Below are 20,107 nucleotides of genomic sequence, written 5' to 3'. Positions count from 1 at the left end.
GCCACCCGGCCCCTCCGGCGTTCGAGGAGCGGGGGCCGGGAGCGGAGCCCCCGGTCAGGGCAGGTTCGGCGTGGGGGATAGTGGTAGGCGTGAGTGCAGCAGCCGTACCCCCGCCCCGGGCCGAGAACGAGCCCTCCGCCCCCGTCGCCTCTGCCGGGCGCGGCCGCCGAGCGGCGCGCGGCAGTCTCGCCGTCGCGCTGCTGTGCGGTGCGCTCGGCGCGGCGCTCGTCCTGCTCGCGACCAGCCGCAAGTGGGCCGAGGGCACGGCCAGCGTCGCCCAGGGCTCCCTGTCGCAGAGCGCCAACGGCGACGACATCACCGGGCTGCCCGGTGCCCTCGCCGTCGTCGGTCTCGCCGCGCTCGTGGCCGTCTTCGCCGTACGCCGCGTGGGCCGCGTCGTCGTCTCCCTGCTCCTCGCCCTCAGCGGTGCGGGCATCGTCGTCAGCGCCGCGCTCGGGGCCTCCGACAAGGCGGCGCTCAAGGAGAAGGCGTCCAAGGTGACCGGCGTGGCGGGCAGCGCCATCCACGACGTGTCGTACACGCCCTGGCCGTGGGTCGCCCTGGCGGGCGGCGTGCTGCTGGTGCTCGCGGGCGTGCTCGCGCTGGCGTACGGGCGCCACTGGCCCGCCATGTCCGGGCGGTACGAGCGGGCCGGTGCGGAGGGCGGCGCCGGGCGCCGTACCCCCGCGGCGCCCGACCCGGACCGCCCCGAGGAGCTGTGGAGGGCCCTGGACCGCGGCGAGGACCCGACCGTTTCGCGGTAGGCACGCGGTGGAAACGCGGTGGGCACCGGGTAGGTACCCCCGCTCAAGGGCGCTTCCGGCATCGGGGACAATGGCGTGGGAGCTTCGCCCCGCGCGCCCGGCCAGGCGCTGTGTAGAGCTACGAGGAGTATTCATGTCCAACGCCCACGGGCACACCCCGGCCGCCTGGACCGGCGTCGTCATCGCCGTCATCGGCTTCTGCGTCTCTGGAGCGTTCATCGTGCTGGCGAACCCGCTCGGCTTCTGGGCGGGCATGGTCATCGTCGGGCTCGGCGGTGTCGCCACCCTGGGCATGCGCGCGGCCGGGCTCGGCGGCCCGAAGGCCAAGCCGATCCGGATGGTGGGCGAGAAGCAGGTGCAGACCCAGGAGTGAACCGGCCGGGGCGCGGCGCGGGGCCGGTGCCGATGACTCGTACGGGTCATCCGGCACGGCCCTGAGCCGCGCCTTCGTGGTTTCCCGGGGAGACTCGGCGATGTGGACCCCTCTGTCCTGCCCGCCGCGGCGCGGCGGCTCCTCGCGCCCCTGGGCGTGCTCGTCGGCGTCGCCGCCGCCTTCGGGTACGTCGGCGCCGTCGACCCCCATCGGCCCGGCCACTACCCCGTCTGCCCGCTGTTCCGGCTGACCGGCCTCTACTGCCCGGGGTGCGGCGGGCTGCGCAGCGCCCACGCCCTGGCCCACGGCGAGCTGCTGCGGGCGCTGGGCGACAACGTGCTGGTCGTGGTGTGCGGGGGAGTGTTCTGCGTGGGGTGGGCGCTCTGGTGCGCCCGGGCCCTCGGATGGCGGCGCCGCCGCACCATGTGGGCCTGGCAGACGTGGCACGCCTGGGTGATCGGGGGTGCCGTGCTCCTCTTCACCCTCATCCGGAATTTCCCCTTCGGGGGACTACTGGCACCCTGACCGTTGTTGTGCGAGACATCGCGTACGACCAGCTGGTGGGACGCCGCGTCAACCGGATGCGGGACCTCGGTCCTTTGACAGCTACCATCGCATTCGACCAGAAGCTCCATCCCCGTCCCGGAAGGGGGCCGCTCGCGTGAGTGTGCTCGACGAGATCATCGACGGTGTTCGTGCCGACCTCGCGGAGCGGCAGGCGCGCGTCACCCTCGACGAGCTCAAGGAGCGGGCGGCCAAGGCCCGGCCGGCGAAGGACGGCGTGGCGGCGCTCAAGGGCGACAGCGTCAAGGTGATCTGCGAGGTCAAGCGGTCCAGCCCGTCCAAGGGCGCGCTCGCCGCGATCGCCGACCCGGCCGCGCTCGCCGCCGACTACGAGGCGGGCGGCGCGTCGCTCATCAGCGTGCTCACCGAGCAGCGGCGCTTCGGCGGATCGCTGGCCGACCTGGAGGCCGTCCGGGCCAAGGTCGACATCCCGGTCCTGCGGAAGGACTTCATCGTCACCTCCTACCAGCTGTGGGAGGCGCGGGCGTACGGCGCCGACGTGGTGCTGCTGATCGTGGCCGCCCTGCCGCAGGAGGCCCTGGTCTCGCTGATCGAGCGGGCCGAGTCGATCGGGCTGACCCCGCTGGTCGAGGTGCACGACGAGGATGAGGTCGAGCGGGCCGTGGCCGCCGGGGCGCGGCTGATCGGCGTCAACGCGCGGAACCTGAAGACGCTTGAGGTGGACCGGGGGAACTTCGCGCGGGTCGCGCCGGAGATCCCGGACCACATCGTCAAGATCGCGGAATCGGGTGTGCGCGGACCGCACGACCTGATCGCCTACGCGAACGACGGCGCGGACGCGGTGCTGGTCGGGGAGTCCCTGGTGACGGGGCGGGACCCGAAGGGCGCGGTCGCCGATCTGGTGGCGGCCGGCGCGCACCCGGCGCTGCGGCACGGGCGGGACTGAACGGATCATGGACGTGTACGCGCGCCTGGCGCGGGGGTGCCGCCCCCGGGGTTGCCGCGCACCCGCTCGGCGGGTGCGGGGGCGTCGCGTGCGGTATCACATCGGATGCGAGCCGGGGCAGGTCAACGGGCGCCGATGGCGTTGATCACGGGGTGTCGCCGGGTGCGCCGGGGTGTGTCGTCGGTGCGCTGACGCCGCGTTGCCGTATGCGTGGTCGCATGCGCTGACGCCGCGAGGTCCACGGTGCCGCATAGCCATGCCGGCGTCTGGGGCCCCACCCTTCGCGACCCCCGTGCCCTCCCGTCTCGTCGGCGGCCATCCGTCCGGTGGCCCGTTCCGTTCCTCACGACTTCGCGGAGTACGTCTGATGTCCTCTGATTTTTTCATTCCGGACCCCGAGGGTCAGGTCCCCACCACCGAGGGGTATTTCGGTGCGTTCGGCGGCAAGTTCATCCCCGAGGCGCTCGTCGCCGCGGTCGATGAGGTCGCCGCGGAGTACGAGAAGGCGAAGACCGACCCGGCCTTCGCCGCCGAGCTGGAAGACCTGCTGGTCAACTACACGGGGCGGCCGAGCGCCCTGACCGAGGTGCCGCGGTTCGCCGAGCACGCCGGCGGTGCGCGGGTCTTCCTGAAGCGGGAAGACCTGAACCACACCGGATCGCACAAGATCAACAACGTGCTGGGGCAGGCCCTGCTCACCAAGCGCATGGGCAAGACCCGGGTCATCGCCGAGACCGGCGCGGGCCAGCACGGGGTGGCCACGGCGACCGCGTGTGCGCTGTTCGGCCTCGAATGCACGATCTACATGGGCGAGGTCGACACCGAGCGGCAGGCGCTCAACGTGGCGCGGATGCGGATGCTCGGCGCCGAGGTCATCGCCGTGAAGTCGGGCAGCAGGACGCTGAAGGACGCCATCAACGAGGCGTTCCGCGACTGGGTCGCCAATGTGGACCGTACGCACTATCTGTTCGGGACCGTGGCCGGGCCGCATCCGTTCCCGGCGCTGGTGCGGGACTTCCACCGGGTGATCGGCGTGGAGGCGCGGCGGCAGATCCTGGAGCGGACCGGGCGGCTGCCGGACGCGGTGGCGGCGTGCGTGGGCGGCGGATCGAACGCTATCGGGCTGTTCCACGCGTTCCTGGGCGACCAGGACGTGCGGATCGTGGGGTTCGAGCCCGCCGGGCACGGCGTGGAGTCCGGCGAGCACGCCGCGACGCTGAGCCAGGGCGAGCCCGGGATTCTGCACGGGTCGCGCAGTTACGTACTGCAGGACGAGGACGGGCAGATCACCGAGCCGTACTCGATCTCGGCCGGTCTGGACTACCCCGGGGTCGGGCCCGAGCACGCCTATCTGAAGGACGTCGGGCGGGCCGAGTACCGGGCCGTCACGGACGACGAGGCGATGCAGGCGCTGCGGCTGCTGTCGCAGACCGAGGGCATCATCCCGGCGATCGAGAGCGCCCATGCGCTGGCCGGTGCGCTGAACCTCGGGCGCGAGCTGGGCAGCGAGGGACTGGTGCTGGTGAACCTGTCCGGGCGGGGCGACAAGGACATGGACACCGCGGCGCGGTATTTCGGGCTGTACGACGAGGGAGCCAAGTGATGGCCGGGAATCTGGAGCTGCTGGGGTCCGTACTGGCCAAGGCCAAGGACGAGGGGCGCGCGGCGCTCGTCGGGTATCTGCCCGCCGGTTTCCCGACCGTGGACGGCGGGGTCGCCGCGATGACCGCCATGATCGAGGGCGGCTGTGACGTCGTCGAGGTCGGGCTGCCGCACAGCGACCCGGTGCTCGACGGGCCGGTGATCCAGACCGCGGACGACATCGCCCTCAAGGGCGGGGTGAAGATCCGCGACGTCATCCGTACGGTCGGCGAGGTGCACGCGGCGACGGGTGCGCCGATCCTGTGCATGACCTACTGGAACCCCGTCGACCGGTACGGCGTCGAGCGGTTCGCCGCGGATCTGGCCGCCGTGGGCGGCGCCGGGTGCATCCTGCCGGACCTGCCGGTCGAGGAGTCCGAGGTGTGGCGGAAGGCCGCCGAGCAGCACGGCCTGGCCACGGTCTTCGTGGTCGCGCCGAGCAGCCGGGACGAGCGGCTGGCGAAGATCACGTCGGCGGGCAGCGGTTTCGTCTACGCGGCGTCCCTGATGGGCGTCACCGGAACGAGGGAATCGGTGGGGCAGGAGGCGCGCGAGCTGGTCACGCGCACCCGTGCGACCACCGAGCTGCCGGTGTGCGTGGGGCTCGGGGTGTCGAACCCCACGCAGGCGGCCGAGGTCGCCGCGTTCGCGGACGGGGTCATCGTGGGCTCCGCCTTTGTGAAGCGGCTGCTGGACGCCGAGAGCCCGGAAGCCGGGCTGGACGGCGTGCGCCGGCTCGCGGGTGAGCTGGCGGAGGGCGTCCGCGTCGCTCGCTAGGTCCTGTCCGGCGGATCTTCGTGGATCAGCCCGCGGCGTCTGGTGCGGTACATCGCAAGGCGGAGGGTCGTCCTCGTACCGGGTCGTACTCGGGCGATCCCGGCAACGCGGCGAGGTGCCGTGCCAGGCGTCGTGGGCCCGCGAAGATCCGCCGGACAGGGCCTCGTCCCTCGTTCGAGGGAATACGGGGCGGAGGGGCTGAGCGGTGCCCCTCCGCCTCGTTAAGCGAGGGCGTGAGCCAGAAAAACCGTGAGGGAAAGCGCAGCGCCCGGGAGCGACTGCGGGAACAGCGCGAGAAGGATGCGGCGCGCGGCAAGCGCAAGCGGACGCTGGGCGTGGTCGGGGCGGTGGTCGCCGTCCTCGCGGTGGCCGGGGGCGTGGGCGTGTTCGCGACCAAGGCGCAGCAGGACTCGGGGAAGTCGGGCAGCTCCGCCGAGCCGCCGCGGGGCGCGACGGGCAAGGGCGATCTGGTCGTCCCGGCCGGGAAGCGCGGCGCTCCGGCGACGATGACCGTGTACGAGGACTTCCGCTGCCCGGGCTGCAAGCAGTTCGAGGACGTCTTCCACCGGACCGTGAACCAGCTGGAGGACCGCGGCCGGATGCGGGTGGAGTACCACCTCGTGGCCATCATCGACGGCAATCTGGGCGGCACCGGCTCGGTGCGCGCGGGGAACGCGGCCGCGTGTGCCCAGGACGCGGGGAAGTTCCGGGCGTACCACGATGTGCTGTTCCGGAATCAGCCGGAGGAGACCCGGGACGCGTACGCGAAGAACACCCGGCTGATCCGGCTGGCGGACAAGGTCCCCGGGCTGAACACGACGGCGTTCCGGAAGTGCGTCGAGGACGGCCGGCACGACGCGTGGGTCAGGAAGTCCCACGCCGACTTCAACCGTTCCGGTTTCGCTTCGACCCCGACCGTATTGCTCGACGGGAAGTCGATTTACGGTCCGAAGACCCCGCTGTCGCCCAACAAGCTGAAGCGCATGGTCGCCGCGGCGGCGAGGGGCTGAGACCCGTTATCCACACGTTGTGCCGGGCAGGTTGCCGTATTGGCCGCCCGGCACGGTAGCGTCGACCCTGTCATGGAACTCGCTTACATTCCCAGCCCGTCTTCCGGCGTGATCTACCTCGGTCCGATCCCGCTGCGCGGCTACGCGTTCTGCATCATCATCGGCGTCTTCGTGGCCGTCTGGCTCGGTGGGCGGCGCTGGGTCGCCCGCGGCGGCCAGGTCGGCACCGTTGCCGACATCGCCGTGTGGGCGGTGCCCTTCGGCCTGGTCGGGGGGCGGCTGTACCACGTCATCACCGACTACCAGCTGTATTTCACGGACGGCAAGGACTGGGTCGACGCCTTCAAGATCTGGCAGGGCGGCCTGGGAATCTGGGGAGCCGTGGCGCTGGGCGCGCTGGGTGCCTGGATCGGCTGCCGCCGCCGCGGGATCCCGCTCCCGGCGTACGCGGACGCCATCGCGCCCGGTATCGCCCTCGCCCAGGCGATCGGCCGCTGGGGCAACTGGTTCAACCAGGAGCTGTACGGCAAGGCGACCACCGTGCCGTGGGCGTTGAAGATCGACGCCGACCCGGACACGGGGCGCGTCGCCGGTACGTACCACCCGACGTTCCTCTACGAGTCGCTGTGGTGCGTCGGCGTGGCCCTGCTGGTGATCTGGGCGGACCGCCGCTTCAAGCTGGGGCATGGCCGGGCGTTTGCCCTCTATGTGGCCTCGTACACCGTGGGCCGCTTCTGGATCGAGTATCTGCGGGTGGACGACGCCCACCACATCCTGGGCCTGCGGCTCAACGACTGGACGTCGATCGTGGTCTTCCTGGGTGCGGTGGCGTACCTGGTGATCTCCGCGAAGAAGGCCCCCGGACGGGAAGAGGCCGTCGAGGCCCTGGCGGTGGAGGACGGCGCGGCCGCGGAGGACGCGGAAGCTCCTGCCGAGCCGAAGTCGGAGGCGAAGTCCGGGGCGAAGGCCGAGTCAGAGGCGAAGGCTGAGTCCGAGGCTCCTGTCGAGGCTGAGGCCGAGGCTGAGGCCACCAAGAAGTCCTGACGCGTACGCAGCGAGGCCGCCGAACCCCTCGGGTTTCGGCGGCCTCTTTACGTTTGTGCAGGTCAGAAGGGTAAGTTCGGCCTTCCTTGCTGGCGGGACCGGGGATGACGTGTCTACCTTCGAGTCACTGGGGGCGGGCGACAGGTCCGCGCCCGCGAAGGGAGCACGTCAGATCATGTCCGTCATCGACAGCACCGAAGCACCGCACATCGCACACCGCGACAACCACACCCACCGCGATGTGAACGGCGGCTGGCTGCGCCCGGCCGTCTTCGGGGCCATGGACGGGCTGGTCTCCAACCTCGCGCTGATGACCGGCGTCGCGGGCGGGGCCGTGGACCGGCAGACCATCGTGATCACCGGGCTGGCGGGCCTCGCCGCCGGTGCGTTCTCGATGGCGGCCGGTGAGTACACCTCCGTCGCCTCCCAGCGCGAGCTGGTCGAGGCCGAGCTGGAGGTCGAGCGGCGTGAGCTGCGCAAGCATCCGGCGGACGAGATGGCGGAGCTGGCGGCGCTGTACGAGTCGCGCGGCGTGAAGCCGGAGCTGGCCCGCGAGGTGGCCGCGCAGCTGTCGAGGGATCCGGAGCAGGCGCTGGAGATACACGCCCGCGAGGAGCTGGGCGTGGACCCCGACGACCTGCCGTCGCCGCTGGTCGCCGCGGTGTCCTCGTTCGGCTCGTTCGCCCTGGGCGCGCTGCTGCCGGTGCTGCCGTATCTGCTGGGCGCGGTGGCGCTGTGGCCCGCGGTGCTGCTGGCGCTGATCGGGCTGTTCGCCTGCGGTGCGGTGGTGGCCCGGGTGACGGCCAGGCCCTGGTGGTTCAGCGGGCTGCGGCAGCTCGCGCTGGGCGGGGCGGCGGCGGGTGTGACGTATGCCCTGGGCCTCTTCTTCGGCACGGCCGTAGGCTGACCTCGCGGGCGTCTCTCATACGAGTAACCGCATAACTACGCTGTTACTCGACGGTTTCGATCCGTTTACCAGCGGGCATAAAGCCGAAGCGCTCGGGCAGTGTGGCCCGTCTCGCGCCGGGGCGACGGTGGTCGAACAGTCCCCATCGCCCGACTCACCCCCGTGCAGGGGTGTCCGCATGGTGAAACGGAATATCCACTTCCCGAGAACCAGCTCATCATGTAACCTGCACGAAATTCTTTCGCGGAGGGCCAACGTCGTCCCTCGGCACACGCAAAATGCCATGACGACGACGGGAGAGCCGATGCGTTCCGCATCCCACCCCGCCCGCCAGGGGATGTACGACCCGCGCAATGAGCACGACGCCTGTGGCGTCGGTTTTGTGGCGACCCTCACCGGCGAGGCCAGCCACGAGCTCGTTGAGCAGGCTCTCACCGTGCTACGGAACCTGGAGCACCGCGGAGCCACCGGCTCGGAGCCCGACTCGGGCGACGGCGCGGGCATCCTCGTACAGGTCCCGGACGCCTTCCTGCGGGACGTGACCGACTTCGAGCTTCCCGAGGCCGGTTCGTATGCCGTGGGCATCGGGTTCCTGCCCGAGGCAGCGGGTGACGAGGCCGCGGAGCACATCGAGCGGATCGCCGCCGAGGAGGAGCTGACCGTCCTCGGCTGGCGCGAGGTGCCGGTCGCGCCCGAGCTGCTGGGCAACGGCGCGCGCACCACCATGCCCGCCTTCCGCCAGCTGTTCGTCGCGGACGGGACCAGCAGCGCGCTGGCCCTGGACCGCAAGGCGTTCGTGCTGCGCAAGCGCGCCGAGCGCGAGGCGGACGTCTACTTCCCGTCGCTGTCCTCCCGCACTCTCGTATACAAGGGCATGCTGACCACCGGTCAGCTGGAGCCGTTCTTCCCGGATCTGTCCGACCGCCGTTTCGCCACGGCCATCGCGCTGGTCCACTCCCGGTTCTCCACGAACACCTTCCCGAGCTGGCCGCTGGCCCACCCGTACCGCTTCGTCGCCCACAACGGTGAGATCAACACCGTCCAGGGTAACCGGAACTGGATGCGGGCACGCGAATCCCAGCTGGTCAGCGACCTGTTCGGGGACAAGGGCCTGGACCGGATCTTCCCGCTCTGTACGCCCGACGCCTCCGACTCGGCGACCTTCGACGAGGTGCTGGAGCTGCTGCACCTCGGCGGCCGCTCGCTGCCGCACTCGGTGCTGATGATGGTCCCCGAGGCGTGGGAGAACCACCCCTCGATGGACCAGGACCGGCGCGCCTTCTACCAGTACCACTCCACGATGATGGAGCCCTGGGACGGCCCGGCCTGTGTCACCTTCACCGACGGCACCCAGGTCGGCGCCGTGCTGGACCGCAACGGTCTGCGGCCGGGGCGCTACTGGGTCACCGACGACGGGCTGGTCGTGCTGTCGTCCGAGGTCGGCGTCCTGGACATCGACCCGGCCAAGGTGGTCCGCAAGGGGCGGCTGCAGCCGGGCCGGATGTTCCTGGTGGACACCGCCGAGCACCGCATCATCGAGGACGACGAGATCAAGGCCGAGCTGGCCACCGAGCAGCCGTACGGCGACTGGCTCGAGGCCGGGCTGATCGACCTGGCGGACCTGCCCGAGCGCGAGCACATCGTGCACACCCATGCCTCGGTCACCCGCCGCCAGCAGACCTTCGGCTACACCGAGGAGGAGCTGCGGGTCCTGCTCGCGCCGATGGCCAAGGCCGGTGCCGAGCCGATCGGCTCGATGGGCACGGACTCGCCGATCGCCGCTCTCTCCGAGCGGCCGCGGCTGCTGTTCGACTACTTCACCCAGCTGTTCGCGCAGGTCACCAACCCGCCGCTGGACGCGATCCGCGAGGAGCTGGTCACCTCGCTGATCTCCTCGCTGGGCCCGCAGGGCAATCTGCTGGAGCCGACCGCGGCCGCCTGCCGCAGCGTCACCCTGCCGTTCCCGGTGATCGACAACGATGAGCTGGCCAAGCTCATCCACATCAACGCCGACGGCGACATGCCGGGCCTCAAGGCCGCCAACCTGTCCGGTCTCTACCGGGTAAGCGGCGGCGGTGACGCGCTCGCCGCGCGGCTGGCCGAGATCTGCGCCGAGGCGGACGCCGCCATCGAGGACGGCGCCCGGCTGATCGTGCTCTCCGACCGCCACTCGGACGCCGAGCACGCGCCGATCCCCTCGCTGCTGCTCACCTCCGCCGTCCACCACCACCTCATCGGCACCAAGCAGCGCACCCAGGTGGGGCTGCTGGTCGAGGCGGGCGACGTGCGCGAGGTGCACCACGTCGCGCTGCTCATCGGCTACGGTGCCGCGGCCGTCAACCCGTACCTGGCGATGGAGTCCGTCGAGGACCTGGTCCGCGCCGGAACGTTCCTGCCCGGGATGGAGGCCGAGACCGCGATCAAGAACCTGATCAAGGCGCTCGGCAAGGGTGTCCTGAAGGTGATGTCCAAGATGGGCATCTCCACCGTGGCCTCCTACCGCGGCGCCCAGGTCTTCGAGGCCGTCGGCCTGGACGAGGCGTTCGTGGAGACCTACTTCCACGGCACCACCACCAAGATCGGCGGCGCGAGCCTGGACATCGTCGCCAAGGAGGTCGCCGCCCGGCACGCCAAGGCGTACCCGGCCACCGGTATCCCCTCCGCGCACCGCGCGCTGGAGATCGGCGGCGAGTACCAGTGGCGCCGCGAGGGCGAGCCGCACCTGTTCGACCCGGAGACGGTCTTCCGGCTGCAGCACTCCACCCGCGCGCGCCGCTACGACATCTTCAAGAAGTACACCGAGCGCGTGAACGAGCAGTCCGAGCGGCTGATGACGCTGCGCGGCCTGTTCTCCTTCAAGGACGGCGACCGGCCCTCGATCCCGATCGAGGAGGTCGAGTCGGTCGAGGAGATCGTCAAGCGGTTCTCGACCGGCGCCATGTCGTACGGCTCCATCTCCCAGGAGGCGCACGAGACCCTGGCCATCGCCATGAACCAGCTGGGGGCTAAGTCCAACACCGGCGAGGGCGGCGAGGACTCGGAGCGGCTCCACGACCCGGCGCGGCGCTCCTCCATCAAGCAGGTCGCCTCCGGCCGCTTCGGCGTGACCAGCGAATACCTGGTCAACTCCGATGACATCCAGATCAAGATGGCGCAGGGCGCCAAGCCCGGTGAGGGCGGCCAGCTGCCCGGCCACAAGGTGTACCCGTGGGTGGCCAAGACCCGGCACTCGACGCCCGGCGTCGGCCTGATCTCCCCGCCGCCGCACCACGACATCTACTCCATCGAGGACCTCGCCCAGCTGATCCACGACCTGAAGAACGCCAACCCCAAGGCGCGCATTCACGTCAAGCTGGTCTCCGAGGTCGGCGTCGGCACGGTCGCCGCGGGTGTCTCCAAGGCGCACGCCGATGTCGTGCTGATCTCCGGCCACGACGGCGGCACCGGCGCCTCGCCGCTCACCTCGCTCAAGCACGCGGGCGGCCCCTGGGAGCTCGGCCTCGCCGAGACCCAGCAGACGCTGCTGCTCAACGGGCTGCGCGACCGCATCGTCGTGCAGACCGACGGCCAGCTGAAGACCGGCCGCGACGTGGTGATCGCCGCGCTGCTCGGTGCCGAGGAGTTCGGTTTCGCGACCGCGCCGCTGGTCGTCTCCGGCTGCGTCATGATGCGCGTCTGCCACCTGGACACCTGCCCGGTCGGCATCGCCACCCAGAACCCGGTGCTGCGCGAGCGCTACAACGGCCAGGCCGAGTACGTGGTCAACTTCTTCCAGTTCATCGCCGAGGAGGTCCGCGAGCTCCTCGCCGAGCTGGGCTTCCGCACGCTGGACGAGGCCATCGGCCACGCCGAGCTGCTGGACACCGGCCGCGCCGTACAGCACTGGAAGGCCCAGGGCCTGGACCTCGGTCCGCTGCTGTACGTCCCCGAGCTGCCCGAGGGCGCCGTCCGCCACCAGGTGGTCGAGCAGGACCACGGCCTGGCGAAGGCCCTGGACAACGAGCTGATCAAGCTCGCGGCGGACGCGCTCAACGCCGACTCCGCCGAGGCCGCCCAGCCGGTCCGGGCCCAGGTCGCGATCCGCAACATCAACCGGACCGTCGGCACCATGCTCGGCCACGAGGTGACGCGGAAGTTCGGCGGCGCGGGCCTGCCGGACGACACGATCGACATCACCTTCACCGGCTCGGCCGGTCAGTCCTTCGGCGCGTTCTCGCCCCGCGGTGTCACGCTGCGGCTGGAGGGCGACGCCAACGACTACGTCGGCAAGGGCCTGTCCGGCGGCCGGGTGATCGTCCGCCCGGACCGGGGCGCCGACCACCTCGCCGAGTACTCGACCATCGCGGGCAACACCCTCGCGTACGGCGCGACCGGCGGCGAGCTGTATCTGCGCGGCAAGGTCGGCGAGCGGTTCTGTGTCCGCAACTCGGGCGCGACCGTGGTCTCCGAGGGCGTGGGCGACCACGGCTGCGAGTACATGACCGGCGGCCAGGCGATCGTCCTCGGCCCGACCGGGCGCAACTTCGCGGCCGGGATGTCCGGTGGCATCGCGTACGTCATCGACCTGGACCCGGACAACGTCAACGTCGACCTCCGCGACGCCGTCGGCGAGCTGGACGACACCGACAAGCGGGCGCTGCACGACGCCGTGCGCCGCCACCAGGAGGAGACCGGCTCCACCGTCGCGGCCGCGCTGCTCGACGACTGGGACTGCGCCCTCGCCCGCTTCAGCAAGATCATCCCCGCTACGTACCAGGCCGTGCTCGCCGCCAAGGACGCCGCCGAGCGAGCCGGACTCTCCGAGTCCGCGACCCACGAGAAGATGATGGAGGCGGCGACCAATGGCTGACCCCAAGGGCTTCCTGACCACCGGCCGTGAGGTGGCCGAGACCCGTCCGGTGGACGAGCGGGTCAAGGACTGGAACGAGGTCTACGTCCCCGGCTCGCTGCTGCCGATCATCAGCAAGCAGGCCGGCCGGTGCATGGACTGCGGCATCCCGTTCTGCCACAACGGCTGTCCGCTCGGAAACCTCATCCCCGAGTGGAACGACTACGCCTACCGGGAGGACTGGCGGGAGGCCAGCGAGCGTCTGCACGCGACCAACAACTTCCCGGAGTTCACCGGGCGGCTGTGCCCCGCCCCGTGCGAGTCCGCGTGTGTCCTCGGCATCAACCAGCCCGCGGTGACCATCAAGAACGTCGAGGTCACCATCATCGACAAGGCGTGGGACTCGGGCGACGTCACCCCGCAGCCCCCCGAGCGGCTCAGCGGCAAGACCGTCGCCGTCATCGGCTCGGGCCCGGCGGGGCTCGCCGCCGCCCAGCAGCTGACCCGGGCCGGACACACGGTCGCCGTCTACGAGCGGGCCGACCGCATCGGCGGGCTGCTGCGCTACGGCATCCCCGAGTTCAAGATGGAAAAGCGGCACATCAACCGCCGCATCGAGCAGATGCGGGCGGAGGGCACCAAGTTCCGCACCGAGACGGAGATCGGGCGCGACATCGACGCCGCGAAGCTGCGCAAGCGGTACGACGCGGTCGTCATCGCGGCCGGTGCCACCACCTCCCGCGACCTCCCGGCCCCGGGCCGCGAGCTGAACGGCATCCACTTCGCGATGGAGTACCTGCCGCTCGCCAACAAGGTGCAGGAGGGCGACCTGACGACGCCCCCCATCACCGCCGAGGGCAAGCACGTCGTCGTGATCGGCGGCGGTGACACCGGCGCCGACTGCGTCGGCACCGCCCACCGGCAGGGCGCCGCCTCCGTCACCCAGCTGGAGATCATGCCCAAGCCGGGCGAGGAGCGCGCGGCGGGCCAGCCCTGGCCCACCTTCCCGATGCTCTACAAGGTCACCTCGGCGCACGAGGAGGGCGGCGAGCGGGTCTACTCCGTCTCCACCACCCACTTCGAGGGCGACGAGGACGGCAACGTCCAGTGGCTGCACCTGATCGAGGTGGAGTTCGTGGACGGCAAGCTGGAGCAGAAGCCGGGCACCGAGCGGAAGATCCCGGCCCAGCTGGTCACCCTGGCCATGGGCTTCACCGGCACCGACCGGGAGAACGGCCTCGTCGAGCAGTTCGGCCTGGAGCTGGACCAGCGCGGCAACGTCGCGCGCGACGCCGACTTCGCCACCAACGTGGACGGCGTCTTCGTCGCCGGTGACGCGGGCCGCGGCCAGTCGCTCATCGTCTGGGCCATCGCCGAGGGCCGCTCCGCGGCGCGCGGCGTGGACCGCTACCTGGCCGGGGCCAGCGCCCTGCCCGCCCCGATCCGCCCCACGGACCGGGCCCTCATGGTCTGACGGTTCTTCCAGGTCTCCGCCCGTACAACGGCGTACGGACCGGCCGCGCGGCGCCTTCCCCCACCCGACCGGGGGAGGGCGCCGCGTGGCGTTCGAGCGTCGGGGGAGTCAGCCCTCGTCCTCCACCAGCCGGGCGGGGAAGCCGCCGGTGGCGACCGGGCCCCAGCGCTCGGGCGTGACCCGGATCAGCGACTTGCCCTGTTTGCGCATCGCCGAGCGGTACTCGTCCCAGTCCGGGTGCTCCCCGGCGATGTTGCGGTAGTACTCGACCAGCGGTTCGACCGAGTCGGGGGTGTCGATCACCTCGGCGGTGCCGTCGATCTGGACCCACGGGCCGTTCCACTCGTCGGACAGCACGATCAGGCTGACGGCCGCCTCGCGCTTGGCGTTGCGGACCTTGGCGCGCTCGGGGTAGGTGGACATGACGATACGGCCCGAGTCGTCGACGCCGCAGGTCAGCGGGGATGCCTGCGGGGAGCCGTCGGTCCGGCGGGTCATCAGGATGGCGCGGTGGCGCGGGCGGACGAACTCCAGCAGCTCGTCCAGGGCGACGCGGGTGTTGGTGGCGATGGAGGGGCTCATGCACGCGAGCGTACGACGTCCGGTGCGCCCCGGAGCCGCCCCGGTCCGTCAGGTGTCGCACTCCAGGACCGTACGGCACAGTCCGCAGCGGGCCCGCAGCCTGCCGCGCACCGGGAGCCGGATGCGCTGGCGGCAGGTGGGGCAGGGGAACGACACGCTGAGCGGCGGGCCGCCCTCGAAGGCGTAGTCGCCCCCGGTGGGGGAGGGGTGGCCGGACTGGGCCGAACGGCGGTCCTTGGCGTACCGGCGGCGGCCCGCCCATCCGGCCGCGGCGAGCGGCGGCTGCTGTTCGTCGCGCTGGGCCAGCTCCCGCCCCTTGGCGTACGCCTCGTACGCCTGCGGGCTGGTGAACCAGGGGGACGGGTCCTCGTCGAAGAGCCGGGCCCGCTTGGCCAGGACGTAGCCGAACTCCTCCGGCGTCAGATAGCCCAGCTTCTGGCTGGTGACCGCGGACTGGCGGTACGCGTCGAGCAGCAGCCAGCCGGTGCCGAGGTAGGCGGCGGTGGTGTCGGTGAGGATCTCGTTGTCGCGGGTGCCGGGGAACGTCAGATCGAGGCGGTGCAGATACACGTGGGTGACCTCGTGGGCGAGGGCCGCCCCGATGTCGCGGCGGTGGGTCTTGAAGCGGGAGTTCAGCTCGATGAAGTACTCCGGCCCCGCGGCCAGCTCCACGTTCCCCGCGTGCCGCATCTCGCGGAAGCTCACGATCATCCGGGCGTCCGGCAGCCGCATGTGCTGCACCATCACTCGGGCCACCCGCTGAACGCCCAGGTGCAGGTCGTCCTGGTCGGCGAAGGCCACATCGCCCGGGACCACGCTGAGCCCGAACGTGTCGACCGTGTCGCGCGACAGCCGCCGGTAGAGCGCGGTGAGCGAGGCCCGGACCATGTCCAGGTGCGGATAGCCGTGTTCGATGTCGCTGCCCGGTGCCGCCACGTGCCCACTGTACGGGCGGTGACGTGCGCTTGGCCGGAACGCCACTCTTGTCAGACAGTTCGCTGACTTCACATAATCGCAGGGCATGGGCAGGTCCTGTCGTTTGGCATGGGCCTGACATTTTTATGTGCAACCCCCCACGAAAGGACTTCCGTTGCGCAACGCACTGAAGCACCTGAAGAGATCCGCGGCCCTCGGCGCGGTCGCCCTCACCGCGTTCAGCCTCATGCCCGGCACCGCGACAGCCCAGCCCACCGGCCCCGAGCCCGGCCCCTCCGTCGTCGGCGGCACCCGCGCCGCCCAGGGTGAATTCCCCTTCATGGTCCGGCTCTCCATGGGCTGTGGCGGCGCGCTCTACACCCAGGACATCGTGCTCACCGCCGCCCACTGTGTGAACGGCAGCGGCGCCAACACCTCCATCACCGCCACCGCGGGCGTCGTCGACCTCCAGAGCTCCAGCGCCACCAAGGTCAAGTCCACCCGTGTCCTCCAGGCCCCCGGCTACAACGGCACCGGGAAGGACTGGGCCCTCATCAAGCTGGCCCAGCCCATCAACCAGCCCACCCTGAAGATCGCCGAGACCACGGCGTACAACAAGGGCGACTTCACCGTCGCCGGGTGGGGCGCCGCCACCGAGGGCGGCGGCCAGCAGCGCTACCTGCTCAAGGCCAGCGTGCCGTTCGTGGACGACGCCACCTGCAAGTCGGCGTACAGCGACCTCGTCGCGGGTGAGGAGATCTGCGCGGGCAAGATGTCCACCGGCGGCGTCGACACCTGCCAGGGCGACTCCGGCGGCCCGATGTTCCGCAAGGACGACGCCGGTCAGTGGATCCAGGTCGGCATCGTCAGCTGGGGCGAGGGCTGCGCCCGGCCCGGCAAGCCCGGTGTCTACACCGAGGTGAGCACCTTCGCCCAGAACATCAAGACCGCCGCGGCCCAGCTCGGCGGCTGATCCCCCGGCACCACGGCAGGAGCGGGACCCGGCGCGGCGGTGCGCGCCGGGTCCGCGTCATAGCCGCAGCGTCATCTTCGCCGCGTCATAGCCGCCGTGTCACAGCTGGCCGTAGCAGATGCAGAACGGGTGCCCGGCCGGATCTCCGATCGCTCCAGAACTAGCGTTCTGGAGGAACCCCGGTCATGGCGGCATCAACGCTGGTCAGCGAGACAGAGCACCCTGTGCGCTCCCCGGAGGGCATGGGTACGACTACGCGGCTGAGGGGCGTTCGAGCCGTGCGCCTCTCTGTGCACACGGACGAGACCACCTCACCGGAGCGTCAGCGCGACGCAGACGACCAGGCAGCCGAAGCGCTCGGCATCGACTTCGACGGGCGGGAAGCTGTCGACCTGGACGTGAGCGCGTCCAAGGTGGGCCCCTTCGACCGTCCGGAACTGGGCACGTGGCTGGCCAAGCCTGACGACTTCGACGCCCTCGTCTGGTGGCGCTTTGATCGCGCATTGCGATCCATGAGCGACATGCACGACCTCGCCAAATGGGCACGTGAACACAAGAAAATGCTGGTGTTCGCTGAGGGTGTCGGCGGCGGTGGCAGGCTCGTTTTCGACTTCCGGAACCCGATGGACCCGGTATCGGAACTCATGATGCTCATGTTCGCATTCGCCGCCCAGGTCGAGGCGATGAGTATCAAAGATCGTGTTATCGGGGCTCAGGCTGCTCTGCGCATGATGCCGCTCCGCTGGAAGGGCGGGCGGCCCAAGTACGGATACATGATCGCCGACATGCCGCAGGAACACGGCGGAATCGGCAAGACGCTCGTCCCTGACCCCGATGCGGTCAAGGTCATTGAACGAATCATCCGGGATCTGCTGGACGGGAAGACGATCAACAAGCTGTGCCAGGAACTCAGGGCGGAGAAGGTTCCAACACCGCGCGATAACTGGTCCCTTAAGGCTGGGCGAAAGACCGGAGGAAAGACCGGCGGCGCCAAGGGTGAGACCACGGTGCGGGAGCGTTTTAACTGGGTGCCGTCTGTGATCCGTAAGGTACTCACTTCACCGAGTCTTATCGGGTGGAAGATGCACGACGGCAAGCCGGTACGAGACAGTGAGGGCGCGCCGGTCATGCTGACCACTCAGCCCATTCTCACCCGCGCGGAGTTCGATCGTATCGGGGCGCTCTTTGAGGACAGGAAGCTTGGGCCGCACGACCGTCATGATCAGAAATCCAAGCTGTTGCGCGTCATCCACTGCGCGGGGTGTGAAAGCCGTATGTATCACATGGCCAACAAACGGAAGGGCGTACAGCGTGCCAGCTATAAATGCACTGCGCACCTGACGGGCATTGTGTGCCCCGCTCCTGTCGTCATTCGGGCGGACTGGGTTGAAGAGTACGTTGAGCGAGAGTTCTTGGCGGCGGTTGGCGGTCTTGAAGTCAAAAAGATGGTGATCACGCCCGGCTACGATCCTGCCCCAGAGATTGCGGCCACACTGGCGGAGTACAAGGAACACCAGCAACAAGAAGGGCGGCAGAAGTCCAAGGCGGCCCGGGAGGCTTGGCAGGAAAGGGCTGACGCTCTCGACAACAGGTTGGCGGTGTTGGAGAGCACACCGAAGGTTGAAGAGAAGCGCGAACTCACGCCGACTGGCCGCACCATCGCCGACGAATGGGCGGTGGCAGATGATCAAAGGAAGCGTCACATGCTCCTGGACGCGGGCGCCCGGCTAGTGGTGCGGAAGGGGACGCGCGGCGGATGGCGAACACTGGACGAGTCCCGCGTGAGCTTCGAGATACGCGAAGCGTCCTTCCAGGAAGCAGCGGACGAACTCCGTGCGATCCGCGAGGAGGCAGAGAGCGAGAACCGGCACGTGCATGAGGGGAGCGTGACACGCCTGCACAAGTGGGAGATTGACGCTCAGGCAGCGGCGTAAGCCCGCCTGAGCCCCGTTCGCGGCCCGCCACTGGGGAAAACTCCGGTGGCGGGCCGTTCGTGTGTCTGGGCGCTGCACAGAGCGAGGAGCACCACCACACGGACCCTGTTCCGGACACGTACCGGCACTGGCCCTTGCTCACGCGGCCGGAACCGTGGCACGTGAAACGCGCCACATCGGCTCGACAGCAGCGAAAAGCCGTATGGAACAGCGGACTACTTGATGGACGGCCCTCTTTGTACGTGGCGTAGCTGAGTGCTATACCCAGTGTCATTCTAGGGGTGACGAGTGACGAAATGACGCTAGGTCCCAATCGACTCTACGGGAGTCGCACCTTCGGCCTGTGTGAACTCAACCCCGACCCCACCTCTGTTTCGTCACTCGTCACCACTTCCGTCACCCGTGCGCCGTCGCACCGTGAACCCCTCCAGCTCCCACGTGAGTAGGGGCAGTAGTCATACGTCGAATCACTGAGTTCGTCGCGCATGCTGCCAACACCCGCTGCGAGAGGTGAACGAATGCAGGAGTACGACGACCTGGAAAGGCATGTCTCGCGCATGCTGAACGACGTCAACAACACTGTTGACCGTCGATGGCATCCTGAGTCGGCCCCGAAATCGGCGCATGATGCGTGGGACGAGTGGCAGGAAGCTGTAGAGCACTGCGAGGATCTTTATTCCGAATTCATCGAACTCGGTTCGAAGATGAAACATCAGGAGGAGGAACAGCGTAAGGCGCATCTTTCGCATGTCCGAGGCGGCCCGAAACCTAAGCCCTATAAGCCTGTCGACTATCGAGCCATGCGGCAGGACAAGGCTTTCGAGATAGAGGCCGCTAAATCTGTAGCTGAGTATACGCGTCGCGCGTATCGGAAGCTGGCGGATGATCCGGAGATGTTGAGTGAATGGCGGACCACTCTGCTTGACCGATTCGAAGGAATGCAGGAGGAAGCAAAGAGTCACCTGGAGGCAGCCCGGCAGACGTACAAATCGTGGCGTGGAACAATCAACTTCCTTGGGATGATCGCGCAGAAGCTAGGGTTCACCGGCCAGCGTGGCGCACCCCCTGAGGGAGAATTCTTCCGCCTCGTAACTGAAGTGGATAATGCATGGGATTCACTATCCCGCGTCGTCAACACCAATGACCCCGTGCATTCAGGACGCTGGACCACCATGACAAAGGAGCAGTTGAGCGCGCATCCGCCATTGTGGGAGCGAGAGCGAATGTCATTGGGTCATCTGGACGGTGAGGATGGGTACAAGTTGCGAGCCGCCGAACTCCGCGAACGCTGCGAAGGAAAGGTGATCTCTTCCTACGAAGTTCGAGCCGACATGGCTCCGGAGACGGCGCGCAAATTGCGACCTACTTTCAAGGGGTTCGTTAAGGATCATTGAGAACGGCTGGGGGTGCACCC

The 20,107-nt window shown here is 69.4% G+C and carries 17 protein-coding genes; 15 read left to right on the top strand and 2 right to left on the bottom strand.

What is annotated here, in order from left to right:
- The first annotated feature begins 89 nt into the window (after positions 1-89).
- The 12 genes from ACZ59A_RS01365 (at position 90) to ACZ59A_RS01310 (ending at position 14,289) form a co-directional block, all read left to right on the top strand.
- The gene (locus ACZ59A_RS01365) at positions 90-764 is read left to right on the top strand and encodes a TIGR02234 family membrane protein (protein WP_470952009.1); all 675 of its coding nucleotides are present in this window, start codon (positions 90-92) and stop codon (positions 762-764) included.
- A 133-nt stretch (positions 765-897) separates the two neighbouring features.
- Positions 898-1,137, top strand: coding sequence for an HGxxPAAW family protein (locus ACZ59A_RS01360; RefSeq protein ID WP_470952007.1), 240 nt, complete (start codon positions 898-900; stop codon positions 1,135-1,137).
- A gap of 102 nt (positions 1,138-1,239) precedes the next feature.
- The gene (locus tag ACZ59A_RS01355; RefSeq protein WP_470952005.1) at positions 1,240-1,662 is read left to right on the top strand and encodes a DUF2752 domain-containing protein; all 423 of its coding nucleotides are present in this window, start codon (positions 1,240-1,242) and stop codon (positions 1,660-1,662) included.
- 136 nt (positions 1,663-1,798) lie between these two features.
- Entirely contained in the window at positions 1,799-2,608 is an 810-nt protein-coding gene (gene trpC / locus ACZ59A_RS01350; protein WP_468041773.1) for an indole-3-glycerol phosphate synthase TrpC, read from the top strand.
- A 7-nt stretch (positions 2,609-2,615) separates the two neighbouring features.
- Complete coding sequence (trpM, locus tag ACZ59A_RS01345) at positions 2,616-2,753, top strand: tryptophan biosynthesis modulator TrpM (protein ID WP_398300732.1); 138 nt, start codon at positions 2,616-2,618, stop codon at positions 2,751-2,753.
- A 222-nt stretch (positions 2,754-2,975) separates the two neighbouring features.
- A complete protein-coding gene (gene trpB, locus ACZ59A_RS01340) occupies positions 2,976-4,211 on the top strand; it encodes a tryptophan synthase subunit beta (RefSeq protein ID WP_470952002.1) in 1,236 nt (411 codons plus the stop codon).
- On the top strand, positions 4,211-5,026 hold the full coding sequence (gene trpA / locus ACZ59A_RS01335) for a tryptophan synthase subunit alpha (RefSeq protein ID WP_470951999.1): 816 nt from the start codon (positions 4,211-4,213) through the stop codon (positions 5,024-5,026). Before trpB ends, trpA begins: the two co-directional genes overlap by 1 nt.
- Before the next feature lie 233 nt (positions 5,027-5,259).
- A complete protein-coding gene (locus ACZ59A_RS01330; protein WP_470951996.1) occupies positions 5,260-6,036 on the top strand; it encodes a DsbA family protein in 777 nt (258 codons plus the stop codon).
- Positions 6,037-6,108: 72 nt separating this feature from the next.
- Positions 6,109-7,080, top strand: coding sequence for a prolipoprotein diacylglyceryl transferase (gene lgt / locus ACZ59A_RS01325; RefSeq protein WP_470951994.1), 972 nt, complete (start codon positions 6,109-6,111; stop codon positions 7,078-7,080).
- Positions 7,081-7,255: 175 nt separating this feature from the next.
- Entirely contained in the window at positions 7,256-7,987 is a 732-nt protein-coding gene (locus ACZ59A_RS01320; RefSeq protein WP_470951992.1) for a VIT1/CCC1 transporter family protein, read from the top strand.
- Positions 7,988-8,291: 304 nt separating this feature from the next.
- Positions 8,292-12,836 carry a glutamate synthase large subunit gene (gene gltB, locus ACZ59A_RS01315; protein ID WP_470954561.1) on the top strand — a complete coding sequence of 1,515 codons (4,545 nt, stop codon included), beginning with the start codon at positions 8,292-8,294 and terminating at the stop codon, positions 12,834-12,836.
- Complete coding sequence (locus ACZ59A_RS01310) at positions 12,829-14,289, top strand: glutamate synthase subunit beta (protein ID WP_470951989.1); 1,461 nt, start codon at positions 12,829-12,831, stop codon at positions 14,287-14,289. Before gltB ends, ACZ59A_RS01310 begins: the two co-directional genes overlap by 8 nt.
- 108 nt (positions 14,290-14,397) lie before the next feature.
- Here the strand turns inward: ACZ59A_RS01310 and ACZ59A_RS01305 are convergent, their stop codons facing one another.
- Both ACZ59A_RS01305 and ACZ59A_RS01300 read right to left on the bottom strand, forming a co-directional pair.
- Positions 14,398-14,871: a PPOX class F420-dependent oxidoreductase gene (locus ACZ59A_RS01305; RefSeq protein WP_468041786.1), complete on the bottom strand. Its 474-nt coding sequence runs from the start codon at positions 14,869-14,871 to the stop codon at positions 14,398-14,400.
- A gap of 48 nt (positions 14,872-14,919) precedes the next feature.
- On the bottom strand, positions 14,920-15,807 hold the full coding sequence (locus tag ACZ59A_RS01300) for a hypothetical protein (RefSeq protein WP_470951986.1): 888 nt from the start codon (positions 15,805-15,807) through the stop codon (positions 14,920-14,922).
- Positions 15,808-15,961: 154 nt separating this feature from the next.
- Between ACZ59A_RS01300 and ACZ59A_RS01295 the strand changes: the two genes are divergently transcribed.
- The 3 genes from ACZ59A_RS01295 (at position 15,962) to ACZ59A_RS01285 (ending at position 20,087) form a co-directional block, all read left to right on the top strand.
- Complete coding sequence (locus tag ACZ59A_RS01295) at positions 15,962-16,759, top strand: S1 family peptidase (protein WP_470951983.1); 798 nt, start codon at positions 15,962-15,964, stop codon at positions 16,757-16,759.
- Between the two features lie 185 nt (positions 16,760-16,944).
- A complete protein-coding gene (locus ACZ59A_RS01290; protein ID WP_470951980.1) occupies positions 16,945-18,693 on the top strand; it encodes a recombinase family protein in 1,749 nt (582 codons plus the stop codon).
- 518 nt (positions 18,694-19,211) lie between these two features.
- On the top strand, positions 19,212-20,087 hold the full coding sequence (locus ACZ59A_RS01285; RefSeq protein WP_470951977.1) for a hypothetical protein: 876 nt from the start codon (positions 19,212-19,214) through the stop codon (positions 20,085-20,087).
- Positions 20,088-20,107: the final 20 nt, after the last annotated feature.

The sequence above is a fragment of the Streptomyces sp. NPDC040405 genome (assembly GCF_055595765.1).
This window is presented reverse-complemented; position numbering and strand designations above follow the sequence as displayed.

Bases quoted from the DNA above. Each gene is read 5' to 3' on its own strand.
- ACZ59A_RS01360 (WP_470952007.1), top strand. From the start codon at position 898: ATGTCCAACGCCCACGGGCACACCCCGGCCGCCTGGACCGGCGTCGTC.
- trpM (WP_398300732.1), top strand. From the start codon at position 2,616: ATGGACGTGTACGCGCGCCTGGCGCGGGGGTGCCGCCCCCGGGGTTGC.
- trpB (WP_470952002.1), top strand. From the start codon at position 2,976: ATGTCCTCTGATTTTTTCATTCCGGACCCCGAGGGTCAGGTCCCCACC.
- trpA (WP_470951999.1), top strand. From the start codon at position 4,211: ATGGCCGGGAATCTGGAGCTGCTGGGGTCCGTACTGGCCAAGGCCAAG.
- lgt (WP_470951994.1), top strand. From the start codon at position 6,109: ATGGAACTCGCTTACATTCCCAGCCCGTCTTCCGGCGTGATCTACCTC.
- ACZ59A_RS01320 (WP_470951992.1), top strand. From the start codon at position 7,256: ATGTCCGTCATCGACAGCACCGAAGCACCGCACATCGCACACCGCGAC.
- gltB (WP_470954561.1), top strand. From the start codon at position 8,292: ATGCGTTCCGCATCCCACCCCGCCCGCCAGGGGATGTACGACCCGCGC.
- ACZ59A_RS01310 (WP_470951989.1), top strand. From the start codon at position 12,829: ATGGCTGACCCCAAGGGCTTCCTGACCACCGGCCGTGAGGTGGCCGAG.
- ACZ59A_RS01305 (WP_468041786.1), bottom strand. From the start codon at position 14,871: ATGAGCCCCTCCATCGCCACCAACACCCGCGTCGCCCTGGACGAGCTG.
- ACZ59A_RS01290 (WP_470951980.1), top strand. From the start codon at position 16,945: ATGGCGGCATCAACGCTGGTCAGCGAGACAGAGCACCCTGTGCGCTCC.
- ACZ59A_RS01285 (WP_470951977.1), top strand. From the start codon at position 19,212: ATGCAGGAGTACGACGACCTGGAAAGGCATGTCTCGCGCATGCTGAAC.